The 15895-nt window shown below is 71.3% G+C and carries 14 protein-coding genes and 1 tRNA gene; 5 read left to right on the plus strand and 10 right to left on the minus strand.

Features of this window, described 5'->3' with window-relative positions; translation table 11 throughout:
* Nucleotides 1-15: 15 nt before the first annotated feature.
* The gene (locus tag EKG83_RS45950) at nucleotides 16-1317 is read right to left on the minus strand and encodes a hypothetical protein (protein WP_033428293.1); all 1302 of its coding nucleotides are present in this window, start codon (nucleotides 1315-1317) and stop codon (nucleotides 16-18) included.
* 124 nt (nucleotides 1318-1441) lie between these two features.
* On the opposite strand from EKG83_RS45950, the gene EKG83_RS45955 reads away from it, so the two are divergent.
* The gene (locus EKG83_RS45955; protein WP_033428292.1) at nucleotides 1442-2431 is read left to right on the plus strand and encodes a cation diffusion facilitator family transporter; all 990 of its coding nucleotides are present in this window, start codon (nucleotides 1442-1444) and stop codon (nucleotides 2429-2431) included.
* Here the strand turns inward: EKG83_RS45955 and dcd are convergent.
* Nucleotides 2428-3009, minus strand: a complete 582-nt coding sequence (gene dcd / locus EKG83_RS45960) for a dCTP deaminase (protein ID WP_033428291.1) — start codon at nucleotides 3007-3009, stop codon at nucleotides 2428-2430. The genes EKG83_RS45955 and dcd overlap by 4 nt on opposite strands.
* Nucleotides 3010-3110: 101 nt before the next feature.
* Here dcd and EKG83_RS45965 point away from each other — a divergent pair.
* Both EKG83_RS45965 and EKG83_RS45970 read left to right on the plus strand, forming a co-directional pair.
* Nucleotides 3111-3181, plus strand: a tRNA-Gly gene (locus tag EKG83_RS45965).
* Between the two features lie 127 nt (nucleotides 3182-3308).
* Entirely contained in the window at nucleotides 3309-3656 is a 348-nt protein-coding gene (locus EKG83_RS45970; protein ID WP_033428290.1) for a hypothetical protein, read from the plus strand.
* Between the two features lie 275 nt (nucleotides 3657-3931).
* Here the strand turns inward: EKG83_RS45970 and EKG83_RS45975 are convergent, their stop codons facing one another.
* The 4 genes from EKG83_RS45975 to EKG83_RS45990 all read right to left on the minus strand — a co-directional run bounded on the left by EKG83_RS45975 (nucleotide 3932) and on the right by EKG83_RS45990 (nucleotide 6710).
* Nucleotides 3932-4321: a DUF5313 family protein gene (locus EKG83_RS45975; protein ID WP_033428289.1), complete on the minus strand. Its 390-nt coding sequence runs from the start codon at nucleotides 4319-4321 to the stop codon at nucleotides 3932-3934.
* The gene (locus EKG83_RS45980) at nucleotides 4318-4767 is read right to left on the minus strand and encodes a MarR family winged helix-turn-helix transcriptional regulator (RefSeq protein WP_033428288.1); all 450 of its coding nucleotides are present in this window, start codon (nucleotides 4765-4767) and stop codon (nucleotides 4318-4320) included. The genes EKG83_RS45975 and EKG83_RS45980 overlap by 4 nt, the downstream gene beginning before the upstream one ends.
* 11 nt (nucleotides 4768-4778) lie before the next feature.
* On the minus strand, nucleotides 4779-5120 hold the full coding sequence (locus EKG83_RS45985) for a hypothetical protein (RefSeq protein ID WP_153278832.1): 342 nt from the start codon (nucleotides 5118-5120) through the stop codon (nucleotides 4779-4781).
* Nucleotides 5121-5195: 75 nt separating this feature from the next.
* Nucleotides 5196-6710: a sodium:solute symporter family protein gene (locus EKG83_RS45990; protein ID WP_033428287.1), complete on the minus strand. Its 1515-nt coding sequence runs from the start codon at nucleotides 6708-6710 to the stop codon at nucleotides 5196-5198.
* Nucleotides 6711-7026: 316 nt separating this feature from the next.
* On the opposite strand from EKG83_RS45990, the gene EKG83_RS45995 reads away from it, so the two are divergent.
* Together EKG83_RS45995 and EKG83_RS46000 are read left to right on the plus strand one after the other, a co-directional pair.
* Nucleotides 7027-7668 (plus strand): response regulator transcription factor, encoded by a 642-nt coding sequence (locus EKG83_RS45995; protein ID WP_228122449.1) that lies wholly within the window; start codon nucleotides 7027-7029, stop codon nucleotides 7666-7668.
* A gap of 118 nt (nucleotides 7669-7786) precedes the next feature.
* Nucleotides 7787-9625 carry an acyl-CoA dehydrogenase gene (locus EKG83_RS46000; protein WP_033428711.1) on the plus strand — a complete coding sequence of 613 codons (1839 nt, stop codon included), beginning with the start codon at nucleotides 7787-7789 and terminating at the stop codon, nucleotides 9623-9625.
* 700 nt (nucleotides 9626-10325) lie between these two features.
* Here EKG83_RS46000 and EKG83_RS46005 read toward each other — a convergent pair.
* The 4 genes from EKG83_RS46005 to EKG83_RS46020 form a co-directional block, all read right to left on the minus strand.
* Nucleotides 10326-11114, minus strand: coding sequence for a DUF1206 domain-containing protein (locus EKG83_RS46005; RefSeq protein WP_228122450.1), 789 nt, complete (start codon nucleotides 11112-11114; stop codon nucleotides 10326-10328).
* 164 nt (nucleotides 11115-11278) lie between these two features.
* Nucleotides 11279-13000 carry a VanW family protein gene (locus EKG83_RS46010; protein ID WP_407690809.1) on the minus strand — a complete coding sequence of 574 codons (1722 nt, stop codon included), beginning with the start codon at nucleotides 12998-13000 and terminating at the stop codon, nucleotides 11279-11281.
* Nucleotides 13001-13704: 704 nt separating this feature from the next.
* Nucleotides 13705-13998 (minus strand): GroES family chaperonin, encoded by a 294-nt coding sequence (locus EKG83_RS46015; RefSeq protein WP_051764722.1) that lies wholly within the window; start codon nucleotides 13996-13998, stop codon nucleotides 13705-13707.
* A 36-nt stretch (nucleotides 13999-14034) separates the two neighbouring features.
* Nucleotides 14035-15870 carry an NHL domain-containing thioredoxin family protein gene (locus EKG83_RS46020; RefSeq protein WP_228122451.1) on the minus strand — a complete coding sequence of 612 codons (1836 nt, stop codon included), beginning with the start codon at nucleotides 15868-15870 and terminating at the stop codon, nucleotides 14035-14037.
* Between the last annotated feature and the right edge of the window lie 25 nt (nucleotides 15871-15895).

The raw sequence follows: 15895 nt of genomic DNA on the forward strand, positions 1-15895 counted from the left end.
GCTCGCCCGAACGGGTCAGGCGCGGCGGCGCCTGCGCGCCACCAGCAGGGTGAACGCGCCGCCGCCGAGCAGGACCAGGCCCAGCGCGGCCAGGCCCAGCGGCGCCGCGCCCGTGCCCGCCAGGCCGCTGCCGGCCGACGCCGCGGCCGCCGCGGTGGTGGTCGTGGTGGTGGGCGGCACCGATGAGGACGAAGACGGCGCGCTGCTCGTGGTCGACCCGGTCGTCGGCGTCGTGGAGGGCTCGTCGTCGCCGACCCGCACCCGGACGCCCACGACGTTGTTGGAGAAGTCGGCGTCCCGCAGCTCGTTCACGGCGCGGGCGCTGACGTTGACGTCGGTGAACCGGGCCTTGATGCGCACCTTGACGCGCACCTCGGTCGTCGCGCCGGGCAGCAGGCGGTCCTTGAGCAGGTACACGTTGCTGCCGGGGGCGTCGGTGGTGGCGTTGTCGCTGATCGACAGCCGCTCCACCTTGTCGTGGGGCTCGCCGATCACGAACGTGGCGCGCTCGGGCGCCGTGCCCCTGTTGGTGACGGGGACGACGATCTCGATCTCGTCGCCGATCTCGTACCGCTCCCGCGCGGGTTCGACGCGCACCCCCACGGCGATGTCGCCGGTGGCCGGGGCGTAGCCCGCCTCGACCCACGGCTCGGCCTCCCCGGGCACGACGCTGATCTTCTTCGCGTAGGTGGTCCAGTCGACGAGGTTCGGGTTCGTGCCGCCGACCAGGGCCAGGCCGTCCTTGAACAGCGGCGCGGCGGTCACCTCGTACTCGCCCGCCGGCACGTCCTGGAAGAACAGGTCGCCGTGCTCGGTGGGCGCGTCGACCGGCCGGTCGACGCCGGGGCCGCCGGTGATCCGCAGCGGGCACCCGCCGGGCGGCGCCGGCTCCCCGTTGAAGGCGCCGTCGCCGTCGTCGAGCCAGCAGTTGACGGGCAGCCAGGCGCCCCGGATGCCGAAGTCGAACGTGCCGCCGCCGCCCTTGGTGTGGAACGACGACTGGGAGGTGGCCTGGTAGAGGTCGGTGTTGTGGTTGTAGATCGCCAGCGGCGTGTCCGGCAGCTCGACCCGGTACCGGCCGTCGGCGTCGGTGCCGTACTCGCCGATGAACTCCTTCGTGGCGCCGTTGAACACCCGCACCCCGCGGGCGTTGGCCAGCGGCCGCTCACCGGGGTCCGGCAGGCCGTTGGTGTTGCGGTCGAAGTAGACCAGGCCCTCGATGGTGATCGTGCCGCTCTCCCGCGCACCGGCCACGCCGCCCGGCGCGAGCACCGCGACGACGGCTGCCACCGCGGCCGCCCTGATCAACTTCCCCACGCCGTGTCCCCCAAAAGTGTCTGGATGTCCACCTCGTCGTCGCAACGCGGGCACGGAACGTTTCGAGATCCCGGTCACACCTCGCGACGCGCGGATCGCGGCGGACCGGCCTAACGTCGTCGTCATGCCTCAGGGATCTGCGAAGAGCGGTGGCGGGGAGAGCACGCTGACCGTGCTGCTCGCCCTCGCGGTGAACCTGGCCATCGCGATCATGAAGGCGATCGCGGGCGTGATCACCGGGTCGGCGGCGATGATGTCGGAGGCCGCGCACTCGGTCGCCGACACGTTCACCGAGGCCCTGCTGCTCACCGCGCTGCGCCGGTCCGAGCGGCCCGCCGACCGCAGGCACCCGTTCGGGTACGGCAAGGAGCGGTACTTCTGGTCGCTGCTCGCCGCCGTGTCGATCTTCGTGTCGGGTGCGGTGTTCGCGTTCTACGAGGGCTTCCGGACCGTGCTGGGCGAACCGGAGGAGCAGGCGAGCCCGGTGGTGGGCTACGTCGTGCTGGCGATCGCGTTCGCGCTGGAGTCGGTGTCGTGGACGCAGGCCGTGCGGCAGGTGCGGCGCGGCGCCCGCGAGGAGGACCGGTCCGTGCCGGAGTTCCTGCGCGTGTCGGACGACCCGACGGTCAAGACGGTGTTCATGGAGGACTCCGCCGCGCTGGTCGGGCTGCTGCTGGCGTTCGGCGGCCTCGGGCTGCACCACCTGACCGGGTCGTCGGTGTGGGACGGGGTCGCGTCCATCCTCATCGGCGCCCTGCTCGCGGTCGCCGCGTACACGCTCGCGTCGACCAACCGGGGGCTGCTGATCGGGCGGCAGGCCGACCCGCAGCTGGTGCGCGCGGTGTGGGCGGAGCTGCGCGACGTGCCCGAGGTGGAGCAGGTGGTCGACCTGCTGACCATGGCGGTGGGCACGGACCGGGTCCTGCTGTGCGCGCGGCTCGACTTCGACGACTCGCTGGGCGCGGCCGAGCTGGAGCGGGCGTGCGTGCGGATCGACGCGGCGCTGCGCGAGGCCCACCCCGAACTGGACGAGGTGTTCCTGGAACCGGTGCCGCGCACCGACCCGGAGCTGCGGGCCAGGGTGCTGGCCAGGTACGGCGACCTGCGGCTCTAGCGCTTGGTGTCGGTGCGGTGGAAGTTCAGGTGGGCGCGCGACGGCGTGGGCCCGCGCTGGCCCTGGTAGCGGGAACCGGCCTGCCGGGAGCCGTAGGGGAACTCGGCGGAGCTGCTGAGCCGGAACAGGCACAGCTGGCCGATCTTCATGCCCGGGTGCAGGGTGATCGGCAGGTTGGCCACGTTGGACAGCTCCAGCGTGATGTGGCCGGAGAAGCCGGGGTCGATGAAGCCCGCGGTGGAGTGGGTGAGCAGCCCCAGGCGGCCGAGCGAGGACTTGCCCTCCAACCGGCCGGCCAGGTCGTCGGGCAGGGTGACCAGCTCGAAGGTGGAGCCGAGCACGAACTCGCCGGGGTGCAGCACGAACGGCTCGTCGTCGACGGTCTCCACGAGCGTGGTGAGGTCGTCCTGCTGCACGGCGGGGTCGATGTGGGTGTACCGGGTGTTGTTGAACACGCGGAAGAAGCGGTCCAGGCGGACGTCGATGCTGGACGGCTGCACCAGGGCGTCGTCGAAGGGCTCCAGGACCAGGCGGCCGGAGTCGACTTCCTTGCGCAGATCGCGGTCGCTCAACAACACGGGCCCAGCCTATGCGGGGTGGGGCGGTGGGCGGGTACGCGGGGTGGGCGGGCGTTGCCCGGCGGTGGACGGGTCTGTGTATGATCGGTGCTGCACGGCAGGCGGGTGTAGTTCATTGGTAGAACGACAGCTTCCCAAGCTGTAGAGGCGGGTTCGATTCCCGTCACCCGCTCATCGAGACGAAGGCCCGGGTCCGGCGACCCGGGCCTTCGTCGTGTTCGAGTGTCGTCGGTGCCCGACGCCGGGCAACCACCTCCCGCATCGGACGTCCCCAGCACGACACCACACCGGGGGACCGAATGAACAAGATCGCCAAGGCGGCCCTGACCGTCTTCCTCGTCCTGGCCGGCTTCGCGGGCCTGATCGCCGCCGGCCTGACCCTGCTCGTCTGCCTGAACAGCACCTGCGGCACCATCGAAGCCGACCCGACGTTCGTGGTCGTCGGCGTGGAGGACACCCGCTACCACATCAACGTGGTCAAAGGCCGCCCGGCCGACCTGAGGGCGGACAACTGGCACCAGTCGTACCTCGACAAGAAGGAGTTCGACACCGAGGTGCGGGAGGGCGACCACGTGATCTGCCACCTGACCGAGGACGACGACGTCGTGGTCACCGCCTGCCGCAAGACGGTCGCGCCCACCACCTAGCACCGCGCCTGCCGGACACCGCTTCGTAAGACGACCCGCTCGAACACCCCGCGGTCCGCGCCCAGCCCGCTGAAGTGCACGGCCGCGCGCGTCAGCTCCCGCTCCGCGTACTCCGTCCCAGTCCAGCAGCACCGGGCTGGTGGCGGTCACCAGCCACACGGCCCCGGCACCCAGTCCAGCCACGTCACCCACTTGTCCACCGGGTGCGGCCGCACCTCGGGCGTCCCGCCGGCGGGAAGGGCGCGCACGGCCGCCGGCCAGGCTGGCTCAACCGGTTAAGCACCCGGATTGCGCCAGACCCGCTCGTAACGCTCCTGGTCCTTCTTCTTCCGCTCGTCCCGCACCGCGGCCGCCGCCCCGCGCCGGTACCCGTACTTGGTCATCCGGTGGTCGGTGCTCTCGATCGCGTACGACAGGCCGAAGTACACGCCGACCACCAGCCCCAGCGAGCCGCACGCCAGCGCCAGCGGCAGGGGCGCGCCCAGACCGAGCACGAGCGCCAGCGCGATCACCACCGTCAGCGGCAGGACCTGCAGGAACATCCGCACGCCGAACCACAGCAGCCACGTCGGCCTGGTCGCCTGGTGGAACACCCACTCGCGGTACCGCTGCGGCAGCCGGCCACCGAGCAGGTACCAGGCGCGCAACGCGAACGGGGGCTTCACGAGCGCCCCGCCGCCGCGATGACGCGGGTCAGCACCGCGTGCAGCCCTTGGAGCTCTTCCAGTGACATGCCCAGCCTCTCCACGATCGCGGGCGGGATGGCCAGCGCCCGCTCGCGCAGCGCCCGCCCCTCGTCGGTCAGTGCCACGGCCAGTTGCCGCTCGTCGGAGGCGGCGCGCGACCGCGTCACGTACCCGCTCGCCTCCAGTCGCTTGAGCAGCGGCGACAGGGTCGCGGGGTCCAGGGCGAGCTTGCGGCTCAACTCCTTGACCGACAGCGGCGTGCCGCCCCACAGCGCGAGCATCACCAGGTACTGCGGGTGGGTGAGCCCCATGGGCTCCAGCAGCGGCCGGTAGAGCGCGATGACGTCCCGGGCGGCGACGGCCAGTGCGAAGCAGACCTGGCGCTCCAGGTCGAGCGGGTCCTCAACACTTTGTGCACTAATCATTAGTACACACACTACTCCGCCGGCCTGCGCCCCAGCGCCGGCAAGTGAGCCGAAGCACCCGGGGCGGACTCCTCCCGCTCCACCTCGCGCAACGCCCACATCAGGTACTCGAAGTGCGCGAGATCGGCGTAGATCGCCTCCAGGTCGGCGTTGGGCAGCATCCACGCGGTGCTGTCCAGCGCGAACGTCCCCACCGCCTCGAACCCCGCCTCGGCCGCCTCCCCGGCGACCTCGTCGGGCCGGTGGAAGTAGGCCGTGGTGAACCACGGCGCGTCGGCGGGTGCTCGCCGGTGGCCAGGGACTGCCCGATCACCGCGCCGGCCACCGCGGACACCCCGGGCAGCGCCGCCCACGTCCAGCACCCGGCCCGCAGCCGGTCCGCCCGATCGCGCGGACGCGGCGCCGGTCGCCGCGCCCGCGCGAGAGCTTCAGGCGCGCGCCGGCACCCGCTCCTCCTCCTCGTCGGAACGCAGCGAGTCCACCAGCGCCGACCGGTCCGCCGACGGCTCCGGCTTGAGCAGCAGGCCGATCACCAGGTACAGCACCAGCGACACCAGCAGCGGCCAGGACACGATCACCGCCTGGGTGACGAACGCGACCTTGTTCTGCTGCAGCACGTAGAGCACCGCCCAGGTGAGCAGGCCGCCGACGGTCGAGCTGATCGCGGCGGTGGGGCCGACCCGGCGGAACCACGGCAGCAGGCCCAGCATCAGCGGGATCGCGATCGGGCCCATCGTGGCCGCCACCAGGGCGATCACCACCTTGAGCACGAAGCCCTTGGTGTCGGCGGTCAGCGCGATCGTCATGCTCAGCCCGATGAACGCGAACGTGGTGATCCGCGCCAGCCGCAGCTGCGCGGCCTCGCCGAGCCGGTTCACGCCCTTCCACAGCCTGGGCAGCATGTCCCGGGTGATCACCGCGGAGATCACGTTGGCGTCCGACGACACCATCGCCATGGTGTGCGAGAAGAATCCCGCCAGCACCAGGCCCACCATGCCGGCGGGCAGCATGGCCTTGCCCATCTCGACGTACGCCTGCTCGGCGTTGCCCTCCATGCCCGGCACGATCAGCGGCGCGGCCCACATCGGGAAGAACAGCACCAGCGGCCAGAGCAGCCACAGCGCGCTGGACAGCAGCGCGGACCGCTTGGCCGCGGCACCCGACGGCGCGGCCATGTAGCGCTGCGCCAGGTTCCACATGCCGCCGTTGTACTCCAGCGTCTTGATCAGGAACAGCGCCATGAAGAAGATCAGCGTGTACTGGCCGGACAGCGGGTCGGAGTGCGACTCGGGCAGCTGGTCCCAGATCGTCCACATGAAGTCGATGCCGCCGAAGTGCGCGGCGACCGCGATGAACATGACGATGCCCGCGAGGCCCTGGATGACGAACTGGCCGAAGTCGGTCAGCGCGTCGGCCCACAGGCCGCCGAGCACCGAGTAGACCATGGTCACCACACCGGTGAGCGCGATGCCGATCCACACCGGCACGCCCGCGAAGCCCTGGAGCAGCAGCGCCACCGCGACCCACTTGGCGGCGATGTCCACGACCTTCAGCGCGGCGCCCGACCAGGCCATGATCTGCTGCGTCGGCACGTTGTAGCGGCGCGCCAGGTACTCCAGCGGCGACTTCACGCCGTGCCGCGAGCGCAGCCGGTTCCACGCGCCCGCCCACAGGAACGCGCCGATCCCGACGCCCACGCCGATGGTCAGCGCCCACCAGATGTAGACGGTCAGGCCCAACCGGTACGCCTCGGCGGCGAACGCGACGAACATGACGGCGCTGTAGCCGGACATGTGGTGCGAGATTCCGGACAGCCACCACGGCATCCGGCCGCCCGCGGTGAAGAAGTCGGCGATGTTCCTGACCCGGCCCCGCGACCAGTAGCCGATCGCCACCATCACGAAGAAGTACCCACCGACGACGACCCAGTCGAGGGTGTCCATGCGGCCTCCACTAGTGCTCGGCCCAGGGGGGCTGCGCGGAACTACGGGCGGCGGTGCGCGGCGTCCCACATGGGTGTGTGACGTAGGTCTTACGGACGTGTTGCGCCGTGCGGAAGGTCACAGGCGGCCATTGAGTCACACTTGTGATTCTTGTTCATATATGTGACCGCCGAGAACCGGTCCCCCAACCGCCCGGGAAGTTTTTTCGGAAACCCACGTCATGGCCGGTCGGCAGCGGGGTCGCAACGTCATGCGAACCGGTGCCAACCCGCGCCCCCCGACGCTCGGCGGGGATCGACACGTCCAGGTGCCCGGCGTGGCACTCGTCGACCCGGTGCCACTGGTCCGGGAGGGGCTGGCGGCGGTGGTGCGGCGGACGGCGGGGCTGCGGTGGCTGGGTTCGACCGGGAACCCGAACGCGGCGCCCCGGCTGCACGAGCACCTGCGGCCGGACGTGCTGCTGATCGACTCGGTGCTGGACCCGCAGGGCCAACTGGCCACCCTGCTGACCGGCGGCGACCCCGCGCTGGTCGTGGTCTCGCTGGTGCGCGAGCCGCACCGGACGGCGAAGTACGTGCGCACGGCGCTGGCCGCGGGCGTGCGCGGGCTCGTGCCGCGGGCGGGGGAGTCCGGCGAGGTGGTGCAGGCGATCGTGCGGTCGTACGCGGACCGGGTGTACCTGGACCCGACCCTGGCGCCGCTGGCGGCCGGGTTCACGCCCGCCGCGGAGGCCGGTTCGCGGCGCTCGCTGTCGCGGCGCGAGTACGAGGTGCTGCGGCTGATCGCCAACGGGCTGGAGAACCAGGCGGTGGCCAGCGAGCTGTACGTGTCGGTGGAGACGGTGCGCACGCACGTGAAGAACATCCTGCGCAAGCTGCGGGCCCGGGACCGCACGCACGCCGTCTCGCTGGCCTACCAGGCCGGGCTGCTCACCGGCGGGCCGCAGGCGCTGGGCTGAGGACCCGTCTCGTTCACCACAACGCGCGCATCGGCCTTGCCGAGGTTACTGACAGGTAATACCCTGTTGTTACCGGTCAGTAGGGGACCGCCCCGACCAGCATGGAGTGAGCGACGAGATGGGTCACTACAAGAGCAACGTCCGGGACCTCGAGTTCAACCTGTTCGAGGTCTTCAACGTGCAGGACCACCTCGGCACGGGGCCGTTCGAGCAGTCCGACGAGGACACCGCGCGCGGCGTGCTTGCCGAGCTCAACAACCTGGCGGTCGGCCCGCTGGCGGAGTCCTTCGCCGACGCCGACCGCAACCCGCCCGTCTTCGACCCGAAGACCCACTCGGCCACGCTGCCGGACTCGTTCAAGAAGTCCTACAAGGCGGTCTGGGACGGCGAGTGGTACCGCCTGTCGCTGCCCAACGAGCTGGGCGGCTTCGGCGTCCCGCCGTCGGTGCAGTGGGCCGCGGCCGAGCTGATCCTCGGCTCGAACCCCGCCATCTTCATGTACCTGGCCGGCCCGAACTTCGCCTCCGTGGTGCACCGCAACGGCACCGAGCAGCAGAAGCGCTGGGCCGAGCTGATGATCGAGCGCGGCTGGGGCGCCACCATGGTGCTCACCGAGCCGGACGCCGGTTCCGACGTGGGCGCGGGCCGCACCAAGGCCGTGCTCCAGGAGGACGGCTCCTGGCACCTCGACGGCGTGAAGAGGTTCATCACCTCCGCCGACCAGGACATGACCGAGAACATCATGCACCTGGTGCTGGCCCGCCCCGAGGGCCCCGGCATCGAGCCGCGGCCGGGCACCAAGGGCCTGTCGCTGTTCCTGGTCCCGAAGTGGCACTTCGACCCCGAGACCGGCGAGCCGACCGGCGAGCGCAACGGCGCCTTCGTCACCAACGTCGAGCACAAGATGGGCCTGAAGGTCTCCACCACCTGCGAGCTGACCTTCGGCCAGCACGGCGTCCCGGCCAAGGGCTGGCTGCTGGGCGAGGTGCACGACGGCATCGCGCAGATGTTCCAGGTCATCGAGTACGCCCGCATGATGGTCGGCACCAAGGCCATCGGCACCCTGTCCACCGGCTACCTCAACGCCCTGGCCTACGCCAAGGAGCGCGTGCAGAGCGCCGACCTGACCCGCATGACCGACAAGACCGCGCCGCGCGTCACCATCACCCACCACCCGGACGTGCGCCGCAGCCTGATGCTGCAGAAGGCATACGCCGAGGGCCTGCGCGCGGTGTACCTGTACACCGCGACGTTCCAGGACAGGATCGCCCTGGGCGGCCCGGAGAAGGAACTCGCGGAGAAGGTCAACGACCTCCTGCTGCCGATCGTCAAGGGCGTCGGCTCCGAGCGGGCCTACGAGCAGCTGGCCCAGTCGCTCCAGACCCTCGGCGGCTCCGGCTTCCTGCAGGAGTACCCGATCGAGCAGTACATCCGGGACTCCAAGATCGACTCGCTGTACGAGGGCACCACCGCCATCCAGTCGCTGGACTTCTTCTTCCGCAAGATCATCCGCGACAAGGGCCAGGCCCTCGGCTTCCTCAACGGCGAGATCCAGAAGTTCCTGGACAACGAGGGCGGCAACGGCCGCCTCAAGGAGGAGCGCGCCCTGCTCAAGCAGGCCCTGGAGGACCTGCAGGGCATGCTCGGCGCGATGGTCGGCTTCCTGACCACCTCGCAGGAGGACGTGCGCAACCTCTACAAGGTCGGCCAGAACACCGTCCGCCTGCTCATGACCGCCGGCGACGTGCTCGTGGGCTGGCTGCTGCTGCGCCAGGCCGAGGTGGCGCTGGCCAAGCTGGCCGGCACCCCGTCGGCCAAGGACAAGGCTTTCTACGAGGGCAAGGTCGCGGTGGCGTCGTTCTTCGCCAAGAGCGTGCTGCCGGAGCTGACCGCCCGCCGCAAGATCGCCGAGGCCACCGACAACTCGCTGATGGACGTGGACGAAGCCTCCTTCTGAGCCGGAATTGTCAGACCCTCAGGGCAGAATAAAAGCAGGGGTCCCCTTGGCGGGGACCCCTGCTTTTGCATTCGGGCACACCACCCGCAGTCGGTCGAGCACTGCCCAAACTCCGCCCACCGGCACGGTAACCCCACGGCCGGCGCCGACGCGGTCGGCAGTCCAGCCAGACGCCCCCGGCAACCGAGCAGCCGGCAGGCCCACGCAGCCGGCGCCGAATGCAGAACTCGGGGATCGCGAACGTTCGACACGACGGGCCTGAACGTTCGACTCGCGCGCCTTGAACGCATGACACACCGGTCCCGAACGCATGACACGCCGTGTCGGACTGGAGGACACGCGGTGTCCGAGTGGAGGACACGCCGGTGCTGAACGTAGAACTCGGGGGCCCGGAACGTTCGACACGACGGACCTGAAGGTTCGACTCGCGCGATTTGAACGCATGACACGCCCGACCTGAGCGCATGACACGCCAGTGCCCAACGCATGACACGTCGGGAGGACGCTGGGGTCGGTGGGGCCGGCGGGCCCCGATTTGACATGGGTTCGAGTGCCATAGGCTGGTCGGAGCCGGCAGGCTCGGCGGGACGCTTTTCCCCGCCGTGCCTGCCGGCTGCGGCCTGCCTCCGGTGCTCGTAAGGGCCCCATGTCAAATCGAGGCCCTACGCAACCCGCCGGGTAAGCAAGAACGAAGAGCGGGTCAGCCCTTGTGGGCCTTGGCGGCGGCGAAGCAGTAGACGCCGAAGCCCAGGAAGCCCAAAGCGATGAGGGCCAGCACGAACACGCCGTAGGGTTGCGCGGCCAGCGTGTGCAACGCTTTGTCCAGGCCACCCGACTGCGACGGATCCGCGTTGATGGCGGCCAGGCCGACCAGGACCCCGATCAGCGCGTAGGCCAACCCCTTGCCGATCCAGCCGATGCGCCCCAGGCGCTCGACCCACTTCCGGCTGCCCGCGGGCAACCGCGACATGTCCAGGTCCTTCTCGAAAGACCGCTTCACGCCCTTGCGCACGACCACCGCACCCAACCCGATGATCACCAGCGCCACCACACCCACCAGGACCTGCCCGAACGGCACGGACAGCAACCGCGCGGTCCACTCCTGCGACTGCTGGGTCGAGCTGCTCTGCGACGAGCCGGTGGCGTAGTTGACCGCCGCCACCCCGATGGCCACCGCCGTGATCGCCCGCCCCACCGACCCCACCCGGTGGTAGATCCGCTTCCGCTTCTCGGTGTCCCACGTGTAACCGGAGATCGCCATGGTCACCTGCCACAGCGCGAACGCGAACAGGCCGATCGCCAGCACCCACAGCAGCACCGGCCCGAACGAGCTCTTGGCGACCTCGGCCACCGCACCCTTCTGGTCGGTCCGCTCACCGCTGTCACCCAGCACGACCTGCGCCGTCAACGCCGCCAAGATGACGTGGACGACCCCGTAGCACACCATCCCGGCACGCCCGAGGAACTGCACGGCGGGATGTCTTCGCACCTCACGCACGTTGGTAGCCACGACCGGGTGATACCCAATCGTGGCTACCGCGAACCGCTACCCCGAACCGCCACCGAAGCCGACCCACCCGGGCCCAACCCGGGCTCGACCCGAACCCGAACCCGAACCCGAACCCGAACCCGAACCCGACCCGAACCCGACCGTCAACCCTCGCAGATGATCTTGTGCGAGGGGTCGTACCGAACCGTGCGGGACTCGCTGCGGCTCTGGCCGGTGCGGCGGTCGGTGATGGTCCGCGTGTCGGTCACCGAGAACCCCTGAGCGCCGTTGCTGGGCGAGCACGGCTTGGTCGTCACCTTGCGCTCCTGCGGCTCGGTGAAGTTGAACCGCTCGCTGGTCGACCCGGTCACGTCGTAGTTCTTGGTCCCCCACAGCACGATCTTGATCGACGACGGCGTCCAGATCGTCTGGATCGCCACGCCGGTCTCGTCGGGGTTGGTGAACTTGATGTCGATCAGGCTGTTGCCCGCCGAGTCCATGAACACCGTGGCCTCGCGCCCGGCCGGGTACCGCGAGATCCAGTAGCTGTGCTCCTTGTGCCCCGCGTCCTTCATGCCCGCGTAGTAGGAGGCGTTGTAGAGCGTGGTGGCGAACTGCGAGATGCCGCCGCCGACCGCGCGGCCGGGGACGCCGTTCTCGATGATGCCCGCCTCGACGTAGCCCTGCGCCGTGCCGCGCGGCCCGGTGTAGCCGTTGAGGCTGAAGGTCTCGCCCGGCTTCACGATCGCGCCGTTGACCTTCTCGGCCACCACCTGGATGTTCCGGCCCGAGTCGGCCGCGAAGCCACCGGTCTGGAACTCGCCGATGACCTCCTTGATGCCCATCTTGTTCGCCTGCTCGGTGGTCACCTTCGCGGGCGTGTGCTTGTACTCGGCCTTGAGCGTGCGGTCGTTGTCGCGCTTGAGCACGTCCAGCAGCGGGGGCAGGGACTTCTCCCAGTCGACGCCGAGGCCGTCCACCGACTCCTTGACCACGGGCCGGCCGCCCTCGAACACGATCTGGGCGTCCTTGCCCTCCTTCTCGGTCTCCTTCAGCTGCGGACCGGCGTGCTCGATCACCTTGTTGTTGTCGACCTTGGCGGTCAGCCCGCCGTCCTCGGCGGGCTCGAACACCAGCACGGTGGCCAGCTGCTCGGGCGTGAGCGTGGCGTCCTTGCCCTCGCCCTTGATGATCACCGGCGCGGACGTGGCGGGCTTGGCGACCTCGTTCAGGGTCCGCTCCACGCCCTCCTTGGTCGTCTTGACCGGCGTGGTGGCCACCGGCAGCTCGACCGTGCCGCCGTCCGCCCAGTCGGCGAGCAGCGCGTCCGTGGCGCCCGGCGCGTCGAGCTTCTGGCCCTGCTTCGGCTCGACGGCCACCGGCGTGGCGCCCTCGAAGCGGATGGAGCCCTCGGCCGGTTCGCGGTCGGTCGTGCCGCGCAGGCCCTCGACCGCGGCGGCCAGCTTCGCCTCGTCGGCGCGGGTGGCGATGCCGACCTCCTGGGAGGTGAAGAACGAGGTGACGCGCGTGATCGGCGACAGCGGCTGGCTGCCGGCGCGGTCCAGGGTCGCGGCCCAGTCCAGCTCCAGGCCGGCGGCCTTCGGGTCCAGCTCGGCCTCGACGTCGCCGGCGCGCGTCTTGACCGGCGCGGCCAGGCGGGGCTCGATCTCGGTGCGCAGCTTCTCCTCGGCCTCGGCGTGGCTCAGGCCGCCGACGTCGACGCCCGCGACCGTCACGCCGCGCGGCACGTTGCCGCCGGAGAGGAAGACGTCCAGGCCGTAGAGGACGACCAGCAGGCCGAGCACGGAGGCGGCGACCAGGCCGATCTTGCGGCGGCGCTTGCGCTTGGCGTCGGCCTCGTCCGCCTCGGCGGCCTCGTCGACCATCACCGGGCCCAGGACGGTGGCCTCGGGCTCCGGCGCCGACACCGGGGTGCTGAACACCGTGGTCGCCTCGGAACCGGCGGGCTGCCGGGCGAAGCCGCCGGGCGGGGTCGGCGCGGGCCGGGGCCACCCGCCGGGCGGGGTCGGCGCGGGACCGCTCGCCGCGGGCACGGTCTCGGTGGGGATGGCCCGGGTGGCGTCCGCCGGAATGGCCCGGGTGGCGTCGGCCGGGATGGCCCGGGTCGCGTCCGCCGGGATCGCCCGGGTCGCGTCCGCCGGGACCACGCGGGTCTGCTCACCGGACAGGGCACGCGTCACGTCCCCGGCACCGCCGACGGGCCGCATCGTCTGCGTGGCCTCGGAGGCGGTGTCACGCGCCCCGTTCGCCGGCGGCGTCACGTTGCGCACGGTCGCCGAGGCGTCGGACTCCGCGTCCGGCTCGTCCTGGGGCCAGGCGGCCTCCTGCACCGACTGCACCGGCTGTGCGGACTGCACCGACTGCCCCGGCTGCGCGGACTGCGCCGACGCCACGTGCGTCGTGCGCTCCGAAGCGGTGCCCGACGGGCGGACCGGCTCCATCGCCCTGGTCCGCTCAGCGTCGTACTCCGGTCGCTGGTTCTCCGGCACCGCTCCCCCTCTTGCCTCTCCGCAAGGTCCTGGGACTGAATACCCGACCGCCGTCACGTGGTGATCACGGTCGGGGGGGTTCACAGGTAAAGCCCGGTCCCGTGCTCGGTCCGCTCGGTGGCGGTGGCGTGGACGTCGCGCTCCCGCATCACCAGGAGGGTCTGCCCCTGCACCTCGACCTCGAACTGGTCCTCCGGGTTGAACAGCACCCGGTCGCCGACCTTGACGTGCCGCACGTTCGTCCCGACCCCCAGCACGTCGCCCCAGGCCAGGCGCTTGGCCATCTGGGCGGTCGCCGGGATCACGATGCCGCCGCTGCTGCGGCGTTCGCCGTCCTCCGGCGAGATCCGCACCATCACGCGGTCGTGCAGCATCTGGATCTCGAGCTTGACATCGGCCACCCGCAGAGTCTAGATGCCCTCGTCGAGACCACCCATCATCAGGGGTAGGCGGTCCGATCCGTCCTTTTCGAGCCGGATCGGCACGCCCCAGTCCTGCCGGGCGAGCTTGCACACCGGGTGCTCGACCGCGGGGTCGTCGGTGCAGCTCGCGGCCTGCGCGACGACGTGCAGCACGCCCTCGGTGAAGCCCTCGGCGAAGCGCAGCGCGCGCACCAGGTCGGTGCCGACGCCCGCGCCCTCGGCCAGCAGCTCCGGCGGGGAGCTGGTGACCTCCAGCCGGGTGGACGGGCCGTACCGGTCGTCCAGCTTCTGGCCGGTGGGCGGGGTGAACACCACGGCCAGCTCGACCCCGCCGGCACCCAGCACCGACGGCGGGCGGCGGACCTCGTGCGCGTCGCCGCTGACCAGGCGGGCGCCGGGGGCGACCGGGCGCTCCAGGCGGTGGGCGGCGGAGGCCACCACGACCAGCTCGCCGTCGACCAGGACCGCGTCGGAGGGCTCGGCGACGTCCGTGGCCAGGGTGGACACCTCGCCGGTGGCGGGGTCGTAGCGGCGGATGGCGCCGTTGTAGGTGTCGGAGACGACGACCGAGCCGTCCGGCAGGGCGGTCACGCCCAGCGGGTGCTGGAGCAGCGCCTGGTCGGCGGCGCCGTCGCGGTGGCCGAAGGCGAACAGGCCCTTGCCCACGACGGTGTGCACGGTGCGGTCGGCGTCCAGCCTGCGCAGCGCCGAGGTCTCCGAGTCGACCAGCCAGAGCCGGTCGCCGTCGGCGGCCAGGCCCGAGGTCTGCGCGAAGAACGCCTCCGCCGCGGGACCGTCGTGCAGGCCCTCGACGGTGGTGCCCGCCAGGCGCTCGAAGCGGTTCTCCAGCGGCTTGAACAACCCGAGCGTGTGATTCCCGGCCAGCGCCACGGCGACGCCGCCGGCGGGCTCCCACCAGGCCACGTCCCACGGGCTGGTCAGCAGGACCTCGTCGGCCGGGCCGTCGGTCGCGCCGTCGCGCCACTGCTCGCCCGTGCCGGCGACCGTGGTGACCTCGCCGGTGTCGAGGTTCAGGCCGCGCAGCAGGTGGTTGACCGTGTCGGCGACGACCGCGTGGTAGCCGACGCGGGCGGCGACGTCGGCCGGGAGCAGCGCGATGCCGGCGGGCTCGGAGAAGGTCGGCTCCAGCCCGTCGCGGCGGCCGCGCTCGCCGGTGCCGATGCGGCGCAGCACGGTCTCGCCGTCGGCGGCCAGCTCGACCAGGCCGTGGTGGGCGGAGTCGCTGACCAGCAGCGTGCCGGCGGGGGTCAGCACGGCCTTGGCCGGGAACCGCAGCTCGGTCGCGGCGGGCGGCGGTGCCACGTACGGGCCGTCGCCGCGGTGCAGGGTGCCCTTGGCCTCGTGCTCGGCGACGACCTCGGAGACGACCTGGCGCAGCGCGTCGAGGTGGCCCTCGCCCGCGGCGACGTGGACGACGTAGCCCTCGGGGTCGACCAGGACCAGGGTGGGCCACGCCTTGACCGCGTAGTTCTGCCAGGTGGTCAGGTCGGGGTCGTTGAGCACGGGGTGCTCGACCTCGTACCGCTCGACGGCCGCGGCGACGGCGGCGCGCTCGGCCTCGTGGGCGAACTTGGGCGAGTGCACGCCGATGGTGACCAGGACGTCGGCGAACTCGGCCTCCAGGGGGCGCAGCTCGTCCAGGACGTGGAGGCAGTTGATGCAGCAGAAGGTCCAGAAGTCGAGCAGGACGATCTTGCCGCGCAGGTCGGCGAGCCTGATCCCCTGCCCGCCGGTGTTGAGCCAGTCGCGCCCGACGAGTTCGGGGGCGCGGACACGGGCGCGGCGGCGTTGAGCGGTCGTCACGACCGGAGTCAACACGACGTCCACG

The sequence above is a fragment of the Saccharothrix syringae genome (assembly GCF_009498035.1).
Classification (GTDB): domain Bacteria; phylum Actinomycetota; class Actinomycetes; order Mycobacteriales; family Pseudonocardiaceae; genus Actinosynnema; species Actinosynnema syringae.

Bases quoted from the DNA above. Each gene is read 5' to 3' on its own strand.
- EKG83_RS45990 (WP_033428287.1), bottom strand. From the start codon at position 6,710: ATGGACACCCTCGACTGGGTCGTCGTCGGTGGGTACTTCTTCGTGATG.
- EKG83_RS45970 (WP_033428290.1), top strand. From the start codon at position 3,309: ATGAACAAGATCGCCAAGGCGGCCCTGACCGTCTTCCTCGTCCTGGCC.
- EKG83_RS46000 (WP_033428711.1), top strand. From the start codon at position 7,787: ATGGGTCACTACAAGAGCAACGTCCGGGACCTCGAGTTCAACCTGTTC.
- EKG83_RS45955 (WP_033428292.1), top strand. From the start codon at position 1,442: ATGCCTCAGGGATCTGCGAAGAGCGGTGGCGGGGAGAGCACGCTGACC.
- EKG83_RS45980 (WP_033428288.1), bottom strand. From the start codon at position 4,767: ATGATTAGTGCACAAAGTGTTGAGGACCCGCTCGACCTGGAGCGCCAG.
- EKG83_RS46010 (WP_407690809.1), bottom strand. From the start codon at position 13,000: ATGGTCGACGAGGCCGCCGAGGCGGACGAGGCCGACGCCAAGCGCAAG.
- EKG83_RS46015 (WP_051764722.1), bottom strand. From the start codon at position 13,998: ATGCTGCACGACCGCGTGATGGTGCGGATCTCGCCGGAGGACGGCGAA.